General features: G+C 61.7%; 15 protein-coding genes. 2 read left to right on the forward strand and 13 right to left on the reverse strand.

The genetic code is table 11. From position 1 onward, the window contains the following. Positions 1-92 precede the first annotated feature (92 nt). A protein-coding gene (locus tag ABOC32_RS26880) for an IS3 family transposase (RefSeq protein WP_426809509.1) occupies positions 93-1,312 on the forward strand; the annotation gives its coding sequence in 2 pieces (ribosomal slippage) (positions 93-441 and positions 441-1,312; 1,221 coding nt in all). 59 nt (positions 1,313-1,371) lie between these two features. Here ABOC32_RS26880 and ABOC32_RS26885 read toward each other — a convergent pair. From ABOC32_RS26885 to zwf, 5 genes are all read right to left on the reverse strand, one after another. Next, positions 1,372-2,085, reverse strand: coding sequence for a monalysin family beta-barrel pore-forming toxin (locus tag ABOC32_RS26885; RefSeq protein ID WP_426809510.1), 714 nt, complete (start codon positions 2,083-2,085; stop codon positions 1,372-1,374). A gap of 19 nt (positions 2,086-2,104) precedes the next feature. Then, positions 2,105-2,827, reverse strand: coding sequence for a monalysin family beta-barrel pore-forming toxin (locus ABOC32_RS26890; RefSeq protein ID WP_426809511.1), 723 nt, complete (start codon positions 2,825-2,827; stop codon positions 2,105-2,107). 215 nt (positions 2,828-3,042) lie between these two features. After that, positions 3,043-3,723: a bifunctional 4-hydroxy-2-oxoglutarate aldolase/2-dehydro-3-deoxy-phosphogluconate aldolase gene (locus ABOC32_RS26895; RefSeq protein WP_426809512.1), complete on the reverse strand. Its 681-nt coding sequence runs from the start codon at positions 3,721-3,723 to the stop codon at positions 3,043-3,045. Between the two features lie 17 nt (positions 3,724-3,740). Beyond that, a complete protein-coding gene (pgl, locus tag ABOC32_RS26900) occupies positions 3,741-4,454 on the reverse strand; it encodes a 6-phosphogluconolactonase (protein WP_426809513.1) in 714 nt (237 codons plus the stop codon). After that, complete coding sequence (gene zwf, locus ABOC32_RS26905) at positions 4,441-5,910, reverse strand: glucose-6-phosphate dehydrogenase (RefSeq protein WP_426809514.1); 1,470 nt, start codon at positions 5,908-5,910, stop codon at positions 4,441-4,443. The genes pgl and zwf overlap by 14 nt, the downstream gene beginning before the upstream one ends. A 211-nt stretch (positions 5,911-6,121) precedes the next feature. Between zwf and hexR the strand changes: the two genes are divergently transcribed. After that, entirely contained in the window at positions 6,122-6,985 is an 864-nt protein-coding gene (hexR, locus tag ABOC32_RS26910; protein ID WP_426811665.1) for a DNA-binding transcriptional regulator HexR, read from the forward strand. Here the strand turns inward: hexR and ABOC32_RS26915 are convergent. From ABOC32_RS26915 to gltR, 8 genes are all read right to left on the reverse strand, one after another. Beyond that, positions 6,978-7,832, reverse strand: coding sequence for a D-hexose-6-phosphate mutarotase (locus tag ABOC32_RS26915; RefSeq protein WP_426809515.1), 855 nt, complete (start codon positions 7,830-7,832; stop codon positions 6,978-6,980). The two genes, hexR and ABOC32_RS26915, sit on opposite strands and share 8 nt — an antisense overlap. A gap of 117 nt (positions 7,833-7,949) precedes the next feature. After that, on the reverse strand, positions 7,950-9,293 hold the full coding sequence (locus ABOC32_RS26920; protein ID WP_426809516.1) for a carbohydrate porin: 1,344 nt from the start codon (positions 9,291-9,293) through the stop codon (positions 7,950-7,952). Positions 9,294-9,334: 41 nt separating this feature from the next. Continuing rightward, the gene (locus ABOC32_RS26925) at positions 9,335-10,489 is read right to left on the reverse strand and encodes an ABC transporter ATP-binding protein (RefSeq protein WP_426809517.1); all 1,155 of its coding nucleotides are present in this window, start codon (positions 10,487-10,489) and stop codon (positions 9,335-9,337) included. Between the two features lie 3 nt (positions 10,490-10,492). Further along, on the reverse strand, positions 10,493-11,338 hold the full coding sequence (locus ABOC32_RS26930) for a carbohydrate ABC transporter permease (RefSeq protein WP_426809518.1): 846 nt from the start codon (positions 11,336-11,338) through the stop codon (positions 10,493-10,495). Continuing rightward, complete coding sequence (locus ABOC32_RS26935; RefSeq protein WP_003255050.1) at positions 11,331-12,239, reverse strand: carbohydrate ABC transporter permease; 909 nt, start codon at positions 12,237-12,239, stop codon at positions 11,331-11,333. Before ABOC32_RS26935 ends, ABOC32_RS26930 begins: the two co-directional genes overlap by 8 nt. A gap of 160 nt (positions 12,240-12,399) precedes the next feature. Next, complete coding sequence (locus ABOC32_RS26940; RefSeq protein ID WP_426809519.1) at positions 12,400-13,686, reverse strand: ABC transporter substrate-binding protein; 1,287 nt, start codon at positions 13,684-13,686, stop codon at positions 12,400-12,402. A gap of 145 nt (positions 13,687-13,831) precedes the next feature. Next, positions 13,832-15,286, reverse strand: a complete 1,455-nt coding sequence (locus ABOC32_RS26945) for an ATP-binding protein (protein WP_426809520.1) — start codon at positions 15,284-15,286, stop codon at positions 13,832-13,834. Beyond that, on the reverse strand, positions 15,267-15,992 hold the full coding sequence (gene gltR, locus ABOC32_RS26950) for a two-component system response regulator GltR (protein ID WP_043196841.1): 726 nt from the start codon (positions 15,990-15,992) through the stop codon (positions 15,267-15,269). Before gltR ends, ABOC32_RS26945 begins: the two co-directional genes overlap by 20 nt. Position 15,993: the final 1 nt, after the last annotated feature.

Consider the following 15,993-nt stretch of genomic DNA (forward strand, 5'->3'; position numbering starts at 1 on the left):
AAGCCCGCTTCCTGGAAGCGGGCTTTTTAATTACAAGTTGTCCCGTCCTGAATAAGGTTTACACCTCCCATCCCGAATTTCCGGAGAAGCAGATGGAGCAAGGTGTAAAGCGCACGCAGCGAGATTACTCGCTGTCTTTTAAACTGGCCGTCGTTGATCAGATCGAAAAAGGCGAACTTACCTACAAGCAGGCCCAGGTGCGGTATGGCATCCAGGGTCGGTCGACGGTTCTGGTATGGTTGCGTAAGCATGGTCGCCAGGATTGGAGCCAAGGGGCCTCGATCCGAGACGAGAGGAGCTGCGCGATGTCTGACCCGAAAACGCTCACTCCAGAGCAGCGGATCAAAGAGCTTGAGCAACAGCTTGAACTGATGAGCCAGAAGGCCCAGTTTTTTGAGACGGTCGTTGATGTTCTGAAAAATGACTATGGTGTCTCGGTCGTAAAAAAGCGATCCGGCAAGTCCTCTCGCAAGGTCAAGTCGTAGGACTGAGCATTGCCAGGGCTTGTCAGTTTCTAGGCATCAGTCGACAGGCTTACTACAAGCGCAACCGAGCGGCTGATGGCAAAGAGCGCCAGGCTGATCGGGTGGTTGAGTTTGTTCAGCAAGTCCGGATGCGCCAGCCTCGTCTGGGTACACGCAAATTGCACTATCTGCTGCATTGCCAACCTGACAAACGATTCCAAGTCGGCCGAGATAGGCTGTTCCAGGTTTTGGGAGAGCGCCGTTTGCTAGTGCTGCCTAAGCGGGCCTACCACAAGACAACACAAAGCTTTCATCGCTTTTACCGCCATCCCAACTTACTCAAGCCGGGCCCAAGCCAAGTCGTTCCGACAAGGCCAGAGCACGTCTGGGTTGCCGATATTACTTACCTGCCCGCACGTAACGGCCCGCTGTACCTGAGCCTGGTAACGGATGCGTACTCCAGGAAAATTGTTGGCCACCATGTCCATGAAAGCCTGCATGCCGAGTCAGTGGCGCAAGCCTTCAAGCAGGCATTACGAAAGCGACGTCGTCGCCAGCCATTAGTCCACCATTCGGATCGAGGCATCCAATATTGCTCGGCGCTGTACCAGTCACTGCACCAACGGCACGATGTTCAGTGCTCCATGACTGATGGGTATGACTGCTACCAGAACGCGCTGGCCGAGCGAATCAACGGAATCCTCAAGATGGAGCTGCTGTTGAGCAGCCCTGAAGATCTTGAGCAGGCGAGGCAGATGGTTGACGAGGCAGTGCAGATCTACAACACAGAACGGCCCCATATGGCCCTGAAAAACAAAACGCCCGATGCAGTGCATCGGGCGTTTTGAGGCCTGTCGGCCTACCTGAACAGGTGTAAACCTATTTCAGGACTAGACAAAGTAGTCGTTCACGCGACGGAGTAATCGAAGGTCCACCGCCTGGCGCCTGGTTCTTTCTCATACTGCTTGAACAAGACGGCCTGATTGACCTCCTTCCAGGTCAGGGGTTTTATTGATTTTTCGAGCTTGACCGGAACCAGCTGATCACACACCACTGACGAGAGCAGGGTGAGGTCTTCCCGCACCAGCCGCCCAGTGCTATCGAATATTTCTGAATGCCTGGAGTGAGGCACCAACCCGGCGAGGATACCCGCAGACGTCATATGATGGGCGTAAACCAGGTGCACTTGATACACCATGATTGTCCCTTCTCCCTTGACCTTGAGGCCGCGTTTTATTGACTCTGAACTACTGACAGTTTCCGTCACGGAAAACATGGCGGAAAGTTCCGCACCTACGTTGACGGCGCCAAAGTCAGCAGAGAAACCTATCGAAAACTCAATGCCTTTGGAAAAGCTTTTGCTGAAGCCTTCGCACACCACCACCTCACGCTCATGCTCCGTCTGGACATTTGATCGAATCGTGGCCACATGTTGCAGGTAGGCAAAAACCGGGCGCGTGTACGTGGCCCAATTCTGGTTCCCACTGTAGACATCACCATATTTCGTATCGCCATCAATCCAGCAACCCGCCCTGAGTTCGTCACCTATCAAATACTGCTCGATTTCGAAAGACCCGTTCTTCAACGGGTACTGTTCAATTTCATTCACACGGTTACTCATCGCCTCAGCCTCCCGCTGCTCAATACTGTAGGAATTTGCTTTCTAATGCCTGCTCATTGAAACTCCAGCCGCTGGGCCCGGATGCGCCAAAAGCCATATTGAACACCAGGTGATAGATCATCTTGCGCGAAATGGGCGCGTTGACTTCAATGGATGCGGGCTTGACCAATACCAAGTCGGTGGCAACCGAAGACAGGAAAAAAACGCCGCCGTGGTCCTCAGCTACAGACACCGGCTGTACCGTAAACAAATCAGCACAGTCACTCTGATCCGCAATCAACCGATGCGCATAGACTAACTTCATCTGGCAAGCCATATAACGCTCAGCCCCAGCTACGCGCGCGGTATGCGCAACAAGCGAGTACGGCAGCCAACTTTCAGACGGACACGACCCCGGTAGCAGGTCGGAAATGACATTGACCAATTCAAGTGCTTTCGGTGCAGAAAAGTGTTGGGCTTCATGAGCAAACCAGACCTCGTGCCCGGAGCGCCTGGCGAAGTCAAGTTCACACTCTTCTTCATCCAGTGCAGCATGAGTACCCAAGTAGTCAAGGTATGCAAAAACCGGCCGGGTAAGTACTTTGCCCTTACCAGTAGGTAACCCAAAACTGCCATGAACCGTTTCACCCTCCACCCAGCACCCGCAATGAAATTCGTCAGTATCCACCAGGTAACTTTCAATCGGATAGGAGCCGCTCAACACCGGAAAATCCTCGGGCGAGAAACGCTCATACTCTTCCATCGCAGACCTCTACATATCGTTGGGACATGTGAAACTATGCGACTCGGCCGACCGCGCCTATACGTCGATTCTTCCTCGGCATGAAACGCTTCACTGAAAGACCCATGACGCTGCCCACCGCCTGAGCCGATTCAACATGAATACATGAGTGAACAATGGGCAAAAAAAAGGGGCGCCGACCAAGCGCCCCATAAGCCGTAAAGCACACAACAAATTCAGTTGGCGTCCAGCAGCGCCATCGCCTCCGCGCTGCACGCTTCGATCCGCGCCCAGTCGCCGTTCTTGATCCAGCTGCTGTCGAGCATCCAGGTGCCGCCCACGCACATCACATTGGGCAATGCCATGTAGTTACGCACGTTGGCCGGGTTCACGCCGCCGGTCGGGCAAAAGCGAATGTCACCGAACGGGCCGCCAAAGGCCTTGATCGCCGCCACGCCGCCGCTGATTTCCGCCGGGAACAACTTGAACCGGCGGTAACCCAGGGCGTAGCCCATCATGATTTCGGATGGCGTACTGATGCCTGGCAGCAGCGGGATTTCGCTGTCCACGCCCGCTTCGAGAATGTCTTGGGTAATGCCCGGGGTAACGACGAACTGCGCGCCGGCAGCCTCGACGGCGGCGAACATGCTGCGATCCAGCACGGTGCCTGCGCCAACGCACAACTCCGGGCGCTGCTCACGCAGCACCTGGATGGCTTTGAGCCCATGCCGGGAACGCAGGGTCACTTCCAGGGTACGGATACCGCCGGCGGCCAGGGCATCCGCCAGCGGCAGGATGTCTTGCTCACGGGCGATGGTGATTACCGGCAGGATGCGCGCCTTTTCGCAGATGGCATCGATCCGGGCGGCCTTGTCGGCCATCGAGAGCTTTGGCTGTGGGCGTTCGAGGGTGGTCATGACAGTGGATCCTTGGCTCATGGGCACCAGTAGATGTCCAGGGGGTCGTGAAGAAAAGCGCGAATCGGCATTTCAGTAAGGTCGTTGCCAGCCAGCGCGGCGCGCAGGGTAGCGAGTTTGCCCGGCCCTTGCACGGACAGTGCGATGAAGGCGGCGCTGGCCAGCAGCGAACGGGTCATCGACAGGCGCTGGTGCGGCACGCTCGGTGCCAGCAACGGCAGGCAGCGACGCGGGCTGGCCAGGTCCAGGCCTGCTTCCAGGTTGGGGCTGGCGGGGAACAGCGAGGCGGTATGGCCATCGTCACCCATGCCCAGCACCAGCACGTCGATCGGCGGCAGCCCGGCCAAGGCGTGGTCGGCCTTTAGCGCAGCGGCATCAAGGTTCTCCGCTTGCTGATACAGGCCAACAAAGCGGGCCTTGGCCGCCGCACCCTTGAGCAGGTGGCGGGCCAACAGGCCAGCATTGCTATCAGCGTGCTCCACCGGCACCCAGCGCTCATCGGCCAGGCTGACAGTAACCTTGGCCCAGTCCAGGTGTTCACTGGCCAGCTTCTCAAGGAATGGCACCGGGCTGCGGCCACCGGACAGCACCACGCAGGCCTGGCCCTTGGCAGCAATGGCTGCACGCAGGCGCTCGGCCACATCATGGGCCAGGGTTGCAGCCGCCACCTTGGCATCCGCCAGTTCATGAACCTTCACGGCTGCCGGCAATTTCAGTTCAGATATCCCCATACCACGCCCTCCCATCGCGTGTGATCAATGCAATCGAGCTCATCGGCCCCCAGGAACCCGCTGCGTAAGGCTTGGGCGCATCGCCCGCATTACGCCAGCCGGCGATCAACTGGTCGCACCACTTCCAGGCATACTCGATTTCGTCCTTGCGCACGAACAGGTTCTGGTTGCCGCGCATCACTTCGAGCAACAGCCGCTCGTAGGCATCCGGAATCCGCGTGCTGCGCCAGGTGTCGGAAAAATTAAGCTGCAACGGGCCGCTGCGCAGTTGCATGCCTTTGTCCAGGCCCTGCTCCTTGGTCATCACCCGTAAAGAAATGCCTTCGTCCGGTTGCAGGCGAATGATCAGCTTGTTACCGATTTGCAAACGCTGTTCCGGGGCGAAGATGTAGTGTGGCGTTTCCTTGAAGTGGATGACGATCTGCGACAGCTTCTGTGGCATGCGCTTGCCGGTGCGCAGGTAGAACGGCACGCCCGACCAGCGCCAGTTGCGGATGTCGGCACGCAGGGCGACGAAGGTTTCCGTGTCGCTGCGGGCGTTGGCGTTGTCTTCTTCGAGGTAGCCAGGTACCGGCTTGCCCTCGCTGTAGCCGGCAATGTACTGGCCACGCACCACTTGGGTGCTCAAACCCTCGCCTGTGATCGGTGCCAGGGCCTTGAGCACCTTCACCTTCTCGTCACGAATGGCATCGGCGGACAGCTCGCTGGGCGGGTCCATGGCGATCAGGCACAGCAACTGCAGCAGGTGGTTCTGAATCATGTCGCGCAGCTGGCCGGCCTTGTCGAAGTAACCCCAGCGGCCTTCGATACCGACCTTTTCGGCGACGGTGATCTCCACGTGGGAGATGGAATTCTGGTTCCACTGGGTTTCGAACAGGCTGTTGGCGAACCGCAGGGCAATCAGGTTCTGCACCGTCTCCTTGCCCAGGTAGTGGTCGATACGGTAAACCCGGTTTTCGGGGAAGAACCGCGCCACGGCATCGTTGACCCGGCGCGACGACTCCAGGTCGTGGCCGATGGGCTTTTCCAGCACCACCCGGGTACGCGGGGCCAGCCCGGCGTTGTCGAGGTTTTCGCAGATGGCCCCGTACACCGCTGCCGCCGTGGCGAAGTAAGCGATCAGCGGCAGGTCGCCCGGTAACTGCTCGGCCAGGGTCTGGTAGCCCTCGGGTTGCAGGAAGTCCAGGTGCTGATAGCTCAACCGGGCCAGGAAGCGGCCCAATGCGGCAGGCTCGATATCGGCCTCGGGCACATGCCGGCGCAGGTGGGCTTCGATGCTGTTCAGGTGCTCCTGCGCGCTACCTGCCTCGCGGGCCAGCGCCAGCAGGCGCGTGTCCGGGTGCAGCAGGTTGGCCCGGTCGAGCTGGTATAGCGCAGGGAACAGCTTGCGCAATGCCAGGTCGCCAAGGGCGCCAAACAGGGCAAACGTGCAAGGATCGACACTGATCGCAGCCATGATGTAGGTTCTTTCCTAAAGTTGGTCTAGGAATACCGCTTTCGAATACGGTTTTCAAGGGATAATGTAGTAAAAACCACAACATTACACACAAGTATTACAGACAAGTGGTGCGCCACCCGCACCGACAGTACGATAGACGACCGTGCAAAAAGCCTGCTGCTTCGTCAGCCGGCTGTCTTCCCGACCCAAGGACACACCCATGGACCGCGTGCGAAACCTCCTGGAGCAGATCCAGGGACGCCTCGACGAGCTGAACAAGGCCGAACGCAAAGTCGCCGAAGTCATCCTGCTCAACCCGCAACAAGCCACCCGCTTCAGCATTGCTGCGCTGGCACAGGCGGCCAAGGTCAGCGAACCGACCGTCAACCGCTTCTGCCGCTCCTTCGGCGTCAGCGGCTACCCCGAACTCAAGCTGCAACTGGCGCAGAGCCTGGCCAGCGGCGCCGCCTACGTCAGCCGCGCGGTAGAGGCCGACGATGACCCGGCAGCCTACACCCAGAAGATCTTCGCCAGTGCCATCGCCTCGCTAGACGGCGCCTGCCAGCAGCTGGACCCACAGCAGGTCAGCCGCGCCGTGGACATGATGATCCAGGCCCGGCAGATCCACTTCTTCGGCCTGGGCGCCTCGGCCCCCGTGGCCCTGGACGCGCAGCACAAGTTCTTCCGCTTCAACCTGGCGGTGTCGGCCCACGCCGATGTACTGATGCAGCGCATGCTGGCTTCGGTGGCCCACACCGGCGACCTGTTCGTGATCATTTCCTACACCGGGCGCACCCGCGAACTGGTCGAGGTGGCCCGCCTGGCCCGGGAAAACGGCGCCTCGGTGCTGGGCCTGACCGCCGCCGGCTCGCCGCTGGCCAGCGCCTGCAGCCTGAGCCTGCACATTCCGTTGCCGGAAGACACCGACATCTACATGCCAATGACCTCGCGGATCATCCAGCTGACCGTGCTCGATGTACTCGCCACCGGCATGACCCTGCGCCGCGGCGTCGACTTCCAGCCCCACCTGCGCAAGATCAAGGAAAGCCTGAACGCCAGCCGCTACCCGATCGAGGACGACGAACTCAACTGAGCCGGTGCGCCTGCAGGCGCAGGTGCGCGCGCTGCCCCGGCGCCAGGCTCAGGCCCTCGCCACTGCCGCTGGCAGCCTCCACGCAGACGAAGCGCTGGCTTTCACGGCCGGTCACGCCCATCAGCGGCCGGTTGCCCGGGTGCCACACCACGGTGTCGTCGCTGTCACCGGTATCGATGCACAGCTCGCGCTGCCAGGCCGGGTCTTGCAGCTGCACCCGCGGCGTCCCCGGGTACACCTTCTGGCAGCCACCCTTGAGCTTCAGCGCGCCCTCTTCACGGCATGCCTGACGGCTGAGGCGGTCGTAGCCTTCGATATCCTCCAGCCCGGACAGCGCTATCTCGGACACGTCACTGATACGCCAGTAGGCCAGCAGCGCATGGCTCAGTTGGCAGGGTTCGCTGTCCTGGTGCTCGGTGCTCAGGCTCAGTTCCATACGGCTACCCAGCCTTGCGTGCAGGTCGACCTGCCAGTCGCACAGGTCCAGGCGCCATTTCAGGCTAACGCCCTCCTCGTCTTCGCGGCTGTCCACCAGCTTCCAGTCCAAAAGGCGCGCCCAGCCATGGGCCGGCCACAGGTCCTCGCTGGGGTGGCGGCCATACCACGGCCAGCACACCGGCACGCCGCCGCGGATCGCCCCCACCTGCGGCCACTGCTCGGCGCACCATAGCCAAGGCCGTTCACCTGCCGGCTGAAAGTGCAGCAACTGCGCGCCCTGGCGGCTGAATACCGCCTGGCAACGGGGGTGATCGATGATCAGCACATCGCGCTGCTGGTAACGCTCCCACTCGAATGTCGGCCTTGGCCGCTGCGAGGAAAAGAAGCGATGGAGCGGATGTTCGGGCATGGTTCAGAGCTCTTGTTGTTTGAGATAGCGCTGTCTCGGCCTATCCCCGACAACCACTGCAGGCCAGTGGGTGCCGGGAACCGAAAAGGGATTGGCGTAAATTTACAACAAATGCCCTCAGAATGACGACTGAATCTTCAAGCCTGCGACCAGCGCGTTGTCCACTTCGTCCACCCCGCCCGGGCTCTTGATGTACTGCAGGTTGGGCCGCACGGTCAGCCAGTTGGTAACGTGGAAGCCGTAGTAGAGCTCGGCGTTGTACTCGGTGCGTTGCAGCGGCACGAAGCCCGGGTTGTCATAATCGTTGATACCGCTCTGGGCATTGAGCAGTTCGGCGCGCTTCTTCACGTCGTCATTCACATGAATACGCGCCACACCGAAGCCAATGTCATCCTTGGGCCGGGCATCAAAGGCACCTTTGTAGACCAGCCCCACCTGCTGGTAGTTGTCGACCACGTTGGTGGCCTTGTCGTGCACGGTGAAGTTGGCGAACAGGCTGAGGCCGCGGTTGACGTCGCCGCCATGGGCGGTGACCTGTTGCTGCGCCACTACCCACCAACCGTGCTTGCTGGAGTGCGACTTGAATGCCCCACCCGACAGCGCCTGCGGGTTGCCGTTGACGTCGTCGAACACATCGTCGGCCTTGGCCGTGCTGTAGTAATAACCCAGGCGGTACTCGCCCGGCAGGCCGTTGACCTTGGGCGACCACACCGCCTCCACCGGCAATATCGCCCCCTTGGTGCCGCTGCCGCTGAGCTTGAAGCCGTTGCCGGTTTCCAGGTTGGAGGGGTTCTGCTCATAGGCGCCAACCTGCACGAAGAATTCCGGGGTGATGTTGTACTTCACCCGCAGCGCCCACTGGCTGACCGGCCAGTTGTACCAGATGCCGCCCACCCAGTTACCCACCTGCGAGCCGCAGAAGGCCAGGTTCTGGAAGTCGCAGGGGAAGCTGTTGAAGTCCTCGCCTTCGCCGAAGCGGCCGAATTTCACGTCCAGCGCGCCGTCGAAGTACTTCTGCTTGACCCACATCTGGGTCAGGCGCCAGGTCTGGCCGCGGCCCCACACTTCCTGCACCGAGCTGAACTGCCCGGCGCGCGGGTCGCTGATGCGGTCGTTGGACAGGTTGCGGCCGCTGCGCTCGGTGATCGCCAGCTTGAACTCGGCATCGTGCCAACCGAAGATCTTCTGCAAGTCCAGGTGTGCGCCAAGGGCAAACTGGTCGCTGTAGCGTGCCGTCTTGTCGTCGTTGTAGCCGCCGTGCAGGTTGCCGGCCACCTCGCCGACGTAGTCGAGAGTGAAGTCGTAGCCCTTGTCCAGCAACTCGGTACGGGTGCCGCCCCAGTCGCCGGTCATCCATTTCGATTCGCTGGAAAATGCCTCGGCAGCCTGCGCGCCGCTGCTGCCAACAACGGCGAGCAAAGCCAGCGAGCCCAATGTCCTGATACGTTTGCGCTGTTCCATCCCTTTGCGTCCTCTTTTTTCTTATTGATGGTGTAGACGAGTCAACGGCCTTTGAAGTGAGCCACGTTGTCCTTTGCGGTTGCCCCAGTGCTGGCCAGGTGTATGCGCTCGCCACTGTCGGCGTCGAACAGCAGTACCCGGGCCGGGTCGAATTGCAGGTTGAGGGTGTCACCCACGCGGCACGCCACATCCGGCGCCAGGCGGCAACACACTTTGGTCTGGTTGAGGGTGACGAACACCAGCAGGTCCGGCCCGGTGGGTTCGGTAACCTGCACCTCGGCGCGAATAGCCGGCAGACCATTGCCCTCTGCAGCGCCCAGGGCGATCTGCTCAGGGCGGATGCCCAGGATGATCTGGCGGCCATCCAGTTCGTCAGCCGCCAGCCCCAGCGGCAACTCGCAGCGCGCCTGGCCGCTGTCGAGCAGCGCCAGCCAGCGGCCATCCTGCCTGGCCAGGCGCACCGGAATGAAATTCATCGGCGGCGAACCGATGAAGCTGGCGACAAACTGGTTGGCCGGGTCGTTGTAGATCTGCTGCGGGGTGCCGAACTGCTGGATGATGCCGTCCTTCATCACCGCCACCTTGTCACCCAGGGTCATGGCCTCGATCTGGTCATGGGTGACGTACACGGTGGTGGTCTTCAGGCGCTGGTGCATCAGTTTCATTTCGGTGCGCATCTCGACCCGCAGCTTGGCGTCGAGGTTGGACAGCGGCTCATCGAACAGGTAGATCTTCGGCCGTCGCGCCAGCGCCCGACCCATGGCTACCCGTTGCTGCTGGCCACCGGACAGTTGTGCCGGCTTGCGCGCCAGCAGGTGCTCGATCTGCAGCAGCTTGGCGACCCGCGCCACTTCTTCGTCGATGGCCGCCTGCGGCATCTTGCGGATCTTCAGGCCAAATTCGATGTTCTCGCGCACGCTCATGGTCGGGTACAGCGCGTAGGACTGGAACACCATGGCGATGTCACGGTCCTTCGGGCTCATGCCACTGACGTCCTGCTCGTCGATGAGGATGGCACCGCCGGTGATCTGCTCCAGGCCGGCAATGCAGTTCATCAAGGTCGATTTGCCACAGCCAGAGGGCCCGACCAGGATCAGGAACTCGCCATCCTTGATCGACAGCTGGATGTCCTTGAGGGTGTCCGGCAGGCCGCTGCCGTAGGTCTTGTTCACATTGCGAAGTTCGAGCGTTGCCATGACTTACCCCTTTACCGCGCCGGCCGTCAGCCCGCGGACGAAATATTTGCCTGCCACCACGTAGACCAGCAGGGTTGGCAGGCCGGCGATCATCGCTGCCGCCATGTCGACGTTGTATTCCTTGGCCCCGGTGCTGGTGTTGACCAGGTTGTTCAGGGCCACGGTGATCGGTTGCGAATCACCGCTGGAAAACACCACGCCGAACAGGAAGTCGTTCCAGATCTGGGTGAACTGCCAGATCAGGCAGACCATGATGATGGGCGTGGACATCGGCAGGATGATGCGCCGGAAGATGGTGAAGAACCCGGCCCCGTCCAGGCGCGCGGCCTTCACCAGCGCATCGGGGATGCTCACGTAGAAGTTGCGGAAAAACAGCGTGGTGAAGGCCAGGCCGTAGACCACGTGCACCAGCACCAGGCCGCCGGTGGTGCTGGCCAGGCCCAACTTGCCGAGGGTGAACGAGGCAGGCAGCAGCACGGTCTGGAAGGGCAGGAAGCAGCCGAACAGCAGCAGGCCGAAGAACAGCTGCGAGCCGCGAAAGCGCCACATCGACAGCACATAGCCGTTCAGCGCGCCAATGGTGGTGGAGATCAGCACCGCTGGCACGGTGATCATGATCGAGTTCCAGAAGTAACCGCTGACCGTGCCCCAGGCCTTGACCCAGCCAATGCCGGTAATCACCGTCGGCCAGCTCAACAGGTTGCCGGTGCTGATGTCTTCGGGGCTCTTGAAGCTGGTCAGCAGCATCACCACCAGCGGCACCAGGTACAGCAGCACAGCGCTCAGCAATACCGCGTGGATGGCGATGCGGCTCAGGTTGAGCGCCGGTTTGTCGACAGGGCTATGCATGGCGTTTGCTCCGCAGCTCCGAGTACAGGTACGGCACGAGGATCGCCAGGATCGCCCCGAGCATGAGGATGGCGCTGGCCGAGCCCATGCCCATCTGGCCGCGGCTGAAGGTGAACGAGTACATGAACATTGCCGGCAGGTCGGACGAGTAGCCCGGGCCGCCAGCGGTCATCGCCGCCACCAGGTCGAAGCTCTTGATGGCAATGTGCGAAAGGATCATCAGTGCACTGAAGAACACCGGCCGCAGGCTGGGCAGCACCACGGTCCAGTAGATGCGCGGCAGGCTGGCGCCATCCATCTGCGCCGCGCGGATGATCGACGGGTCGACCCCACGCAGGCCGGCGAGGAACATCGCCATGATGAAGCCCGAGGCCTGCCACACGGCAGCGATCACCAGGCAATACACCACCCGGTCGGGGTCGATCAGCCAGTCCAGGCGAAAGCCCTCCCAGCCCCAGTCGCGCAGCAACTTGTCCAGGCCCATGCCGGGGTTGAGCAGCCACTTCCAGGCGGTGCCGGTAACGATCATCGACAGCGCCATGGGGTACAGGTAAATGGTGCGGATGAAACCCTCGCGGCGAATGCGCTGGTCCAGCAGCACCGCCAGCAGCACGCCGATGGCCAGGCTGATGGCGATGAACAGGCCACCGAACAGCAACAGGTTCTTGCTTGCCACCCACCAGCGGTCGTTGTCGAACAGCCGGGCGTATTGCGCAAGGCCGGCCCATTTGTAGGTGGGCAGGAAGGTCGAGGTGGTGAAGGACAGCACGAACGTCCAGAGGATGTAGCCGTAGAAGCCCACCAGGACGATGAACATGCTGGGCGCCAGCACCAGCTTGGGCAGCCAGCGCTGAAGCGCGTCCAGGGGGGAGGCCCGCAGTTGGGCGGTAGTTGTGGTCATTATGTGGTACCCAGAGCCCAGGCAGCATGGGGCACTGCCTTTTGTGTTGTCGGTACTGGCCCTATCGCCGGCAAGCCAGCTCCCACAGGTACCCCACAGTTTTCAAGGATGGTGAATACCCTGTGGGAGCTGGCTTGCCGGCGATGAGGCCATCAGATCGTTACTGGGCAGCCTTGATCGCCGCCGCCAGCTTCTTCGCCGCATCGGCCGGGTCGGCCTTGGGGTCGTTGATGTAGTTGGTCACCACATCGAAGAAGGCGCCCTGCACGGCCAGCGTGGTGGCCATGTTGTGCGCCATGCTCGGCTGCAGGCCGCCATTTTTGGCATCGGCCAGGAAGTCACTGGCAGAGCGCTGCGCGCAAGCATCGAAGCCATACTTGCCCATGTCGGCAAGCATGTCGTTACGCACCGGGATCGACCCCTTGTTGCTGCTGAAGACCTTCTGGAAGTCCTGGCCCAGCACCTTGCGGGCAATGTCCTGCTGGCCGGCAGAGGTGCCGGCGTTGTTCTGCTTGAACACCACCAGCGAGTCGATGTTGTAGAGGAAGGCATGTTCGGTACCGGGGAACGGCACGCACTGGTAATCCTTGCCGGCGGTTTTCTGCGCCAGGGTCCATTCGCTCTTGGCCCAGTCGCCCATGATCTGCATGCCGGCCTTGCCGTTGATGACCTTGGCCGCTTCCAGGTTCCAGTCCTGGCCTTTGCCATCCGGGTCCATGTAGGTAGCGACCTTTTTCAGTTCGGTCAGCGCCTTGACCATGTCCGGGCCGGTCAGGGCGGTGCTGTCGAGGTCGACCATGGCCTTCTTGTAGCCGTCTGCCCCCATTACCGACAGCACTACACTTTCGAATACCGTGCTGTCCTGCCACGGCTGGCCGCCGTGGGCGAGCGGGATGAAGCCGGCCGCCTTGAGCTTGTCGGCAGCAGCGTAAAATTCGTCGAGGGTGGCAGGCGCCTTGTCGATGCCAGCTTTCTTGAAGACTTCGGGGTTGATCCACAGCCAATTGGTACGGTGGATGTTTACCGGCACGGCGACATAGTCACCGTCGTACTTCACGGTGTCGGCGACCTTCTTGTCGAGCAATGCGTCCCACTTTTCCTCCTTGGCCACATCCTTGAGCACGTCGCCGTCAAGCAGGCCGGTGGCAGCCCAGTCCTGGATGTCTGGCCCTTTGATCTGTGCGACACCCGGCGGGTTGCCGGCCACGGCGCGGCTCTTGAGCACGGTCATGGCCGTGGCACCGCCACCGCCCGCGACGGCGCCATCCTTCCAGGTAAAGCCGTCTTTCTCGACCTGGGCCTTGAGCACATCGACAGCCGCTTTTTCACCCCCGGAGGTCCACCAGTGCACCACCTCGACACTGCCTTTGGGTTCGGCAGCCTGGGCACCGAGCGGGAGGAAGGAAGCCAGGGAAATTGCGGCAGCGAGACGGAGCGTGGGATTCATCGAAGCACCTTTCTTGTTGTTATGCCGTGCAAGTCGGTCGCTTGCGTTGCATGCAGTCTAAACAGCGCGCCCGCCCCGCCAGGTAACGAAGCGATGCGTGAATGTCATCGTTTGGTTACATTGCCCGCGCAGGCAACACACCGCTTCACTCCATGCCCCGCGGCAGGTACAAGGTCACCCGCAACCCACCCTCCCTCAGGTTCAGCAAGCTCACCTCGCCCCCATGGCTATGGGCAATGTTGCGGGCAATCCCCAACCCCAGCCCATACCCCTGCTGTTGCCCGGCCAGCCGGAAATGCGGCTCGAACACCTGCTCCAGTTGCTGCTGCGGCACCCCCGGCCCCTGGTCGTCCACCTGCAGCACAAAGCCTTCGGCACTGTCGATGATGCGCAGCCGTGCCCGCTCGCCGTATTTGATGGCGTTGTCGATCAGGTTGCCGATGCAGCGTCGCAGCGCCAGCGGCTTGCCTGGGTAAGGCGCCAGTCCCCGGCCTTCGAGCGTGATGCGGCCATCACGCAGATAAGGCTCTGCCAGAATCTCCAGCACCTGGTTGAGGTCGACCGGCTCGATGTTCTCGTGGATGTCGGTGTCTTTCACACACTGCAACGCACCTTTGACCAGCAGTTCCAGCTCGTCCAGGTCCTGGCTGAACTTGGCCTGCAGGCGCTCGTCCTCCAGCAGCTCGACGCGCAGGCGCAACCGGGTGATCGGCGTGCGCAGGTCGTGGGAGATGGCGCTGAACAGCTGGCTGCGTTCAGTCAGGTAGCGGCTGATGCGCTCGCGCATGCTGTTGAACGCCCGGCTTACTTCGACCACTTCGCTGCCACCCGCTTCTGCCACCGGCGCCACATCGGCGCCCAGTGACATTTCCCGCGCAGCCCGCGCCAGGCGCTTGAGCGGCCAGCTCTGCCAGTGCACCAGCAAACCGATGAACAACAGCAGCAAGGCGGTGGTGAGCACGATGAAACCGATCTGCTGGCGTGGCAGGCGTTCGGCCTCAAGGCTGGTATAGGGCTCGGGCAGCAGCGAGGCGATGTACAGCCACTCGCCCTCGCCCAGGCGGATCTGCGTCACCAGCACCGGCGGCTTGAGCGGCTCCAGGGTCAGCGAGTAATGCGCCCAGGAGCGCGGTAGCTCATCGAGTTTCAGGCCGCTGTTGAAAATGCGCAGGTCGTCGGGCGCGACGAACTCGACGGAAATGTCCATCTGCGAGCCCAGTCGCTCATGCAATACCTGCTGGAACACATCGATCACCGCCTGCTTGCGCGGGGTGATGGGCAGCATCGGCATGTCGAGCGGCTTGGCGTTGAGCGAGACGAAGAAGCGCGTGCCGCCCATGCTGCGCAACTGGTCGAGCACCATGGGCCGATAGGCCACCGGCAACGAGCGGAAGTAACTGACACTGGCGCTCATGGAATGGGCCAGGCTGCTGGCGCTGGCCCGCAGGCCCTGCAGCTGGCTGGCACGCAGCTGGGCCACCCAGATGATGCTCGACAAGCCCTGGGCCAGCAGCACCACCAACAGGGTCAGCAGCAGCATGCGCCCCAACAGCGAGCGCGGCAGCAGGCGCCAGCGCCGCTCAGGGCGCACTGCAGACATGCGCCGCCAACAGGTAGCCGCTGCCACGCACCGTGCGGATCAGCCGAGGGGGCTTGTCGGTGTCGCGCAGGCGCTGGCGCAGGCGGCTGACCGCCATGTCGACGATGCGGTCCAGCGGCATCGGCTCGCGACCACGGGTGGCGTTGCCGATGGTGTCGCGGTCGAGAATCTGCTGCGGATGGTCGAGGAACAGCTTGAGCAGGGCGAAGTCGGCGCCGGACAGAATCACCTCTTCGCCGTCGTGGTGGAACAGACGGTGGCTGACCGTGTCCAGGCGCCAGTCGTCGAAAGCCAGCACCGCACTACCCGGCGCCGACTGGCCGAATTCGGCGCGGCGCAGCAGGGCCTTGATCCTTGCTTGAAGTTCACGAGGGCTGAACGGTTTGCCCAGGTAGTCGTCGGCGCCCAGCTCCAGGCCAATGACCCGGTCGGCTTCATCGGAGCTGGCAGTGAGCATGATGATCGGCACCCGTGCCTGGCGCGGGTGCTGGCGCACCCAGCGGCACAGGCTGAAGCCGTCTTCGTCGGGCAGCATGACGTCGAGAATGACCAGGTCGCAGGGGGTGGTTTCCAGCGCGTGACGAAAGCCCTTTCCATCGGCTTCGGCATGCACCTGGAAGCCGGAGCGGCTCAGGTAGGTTTGCAGCAGTTCGCGGATTTCCTGGTCGTCGTCGACCATCAGGATCGATTTGCCGGCAGTGCTCAAG

It is taken from the genome of Pseudomonas sp. WOUb67, from assembly GCF_050058005.1.
Lineage (GTDB): Bacteria > Pseudomonadota > Gammaproteobacteria > Pseudomonadales > Pseudomonadaceae > Aquipseudomonas > Aquipseudomonas putida_R.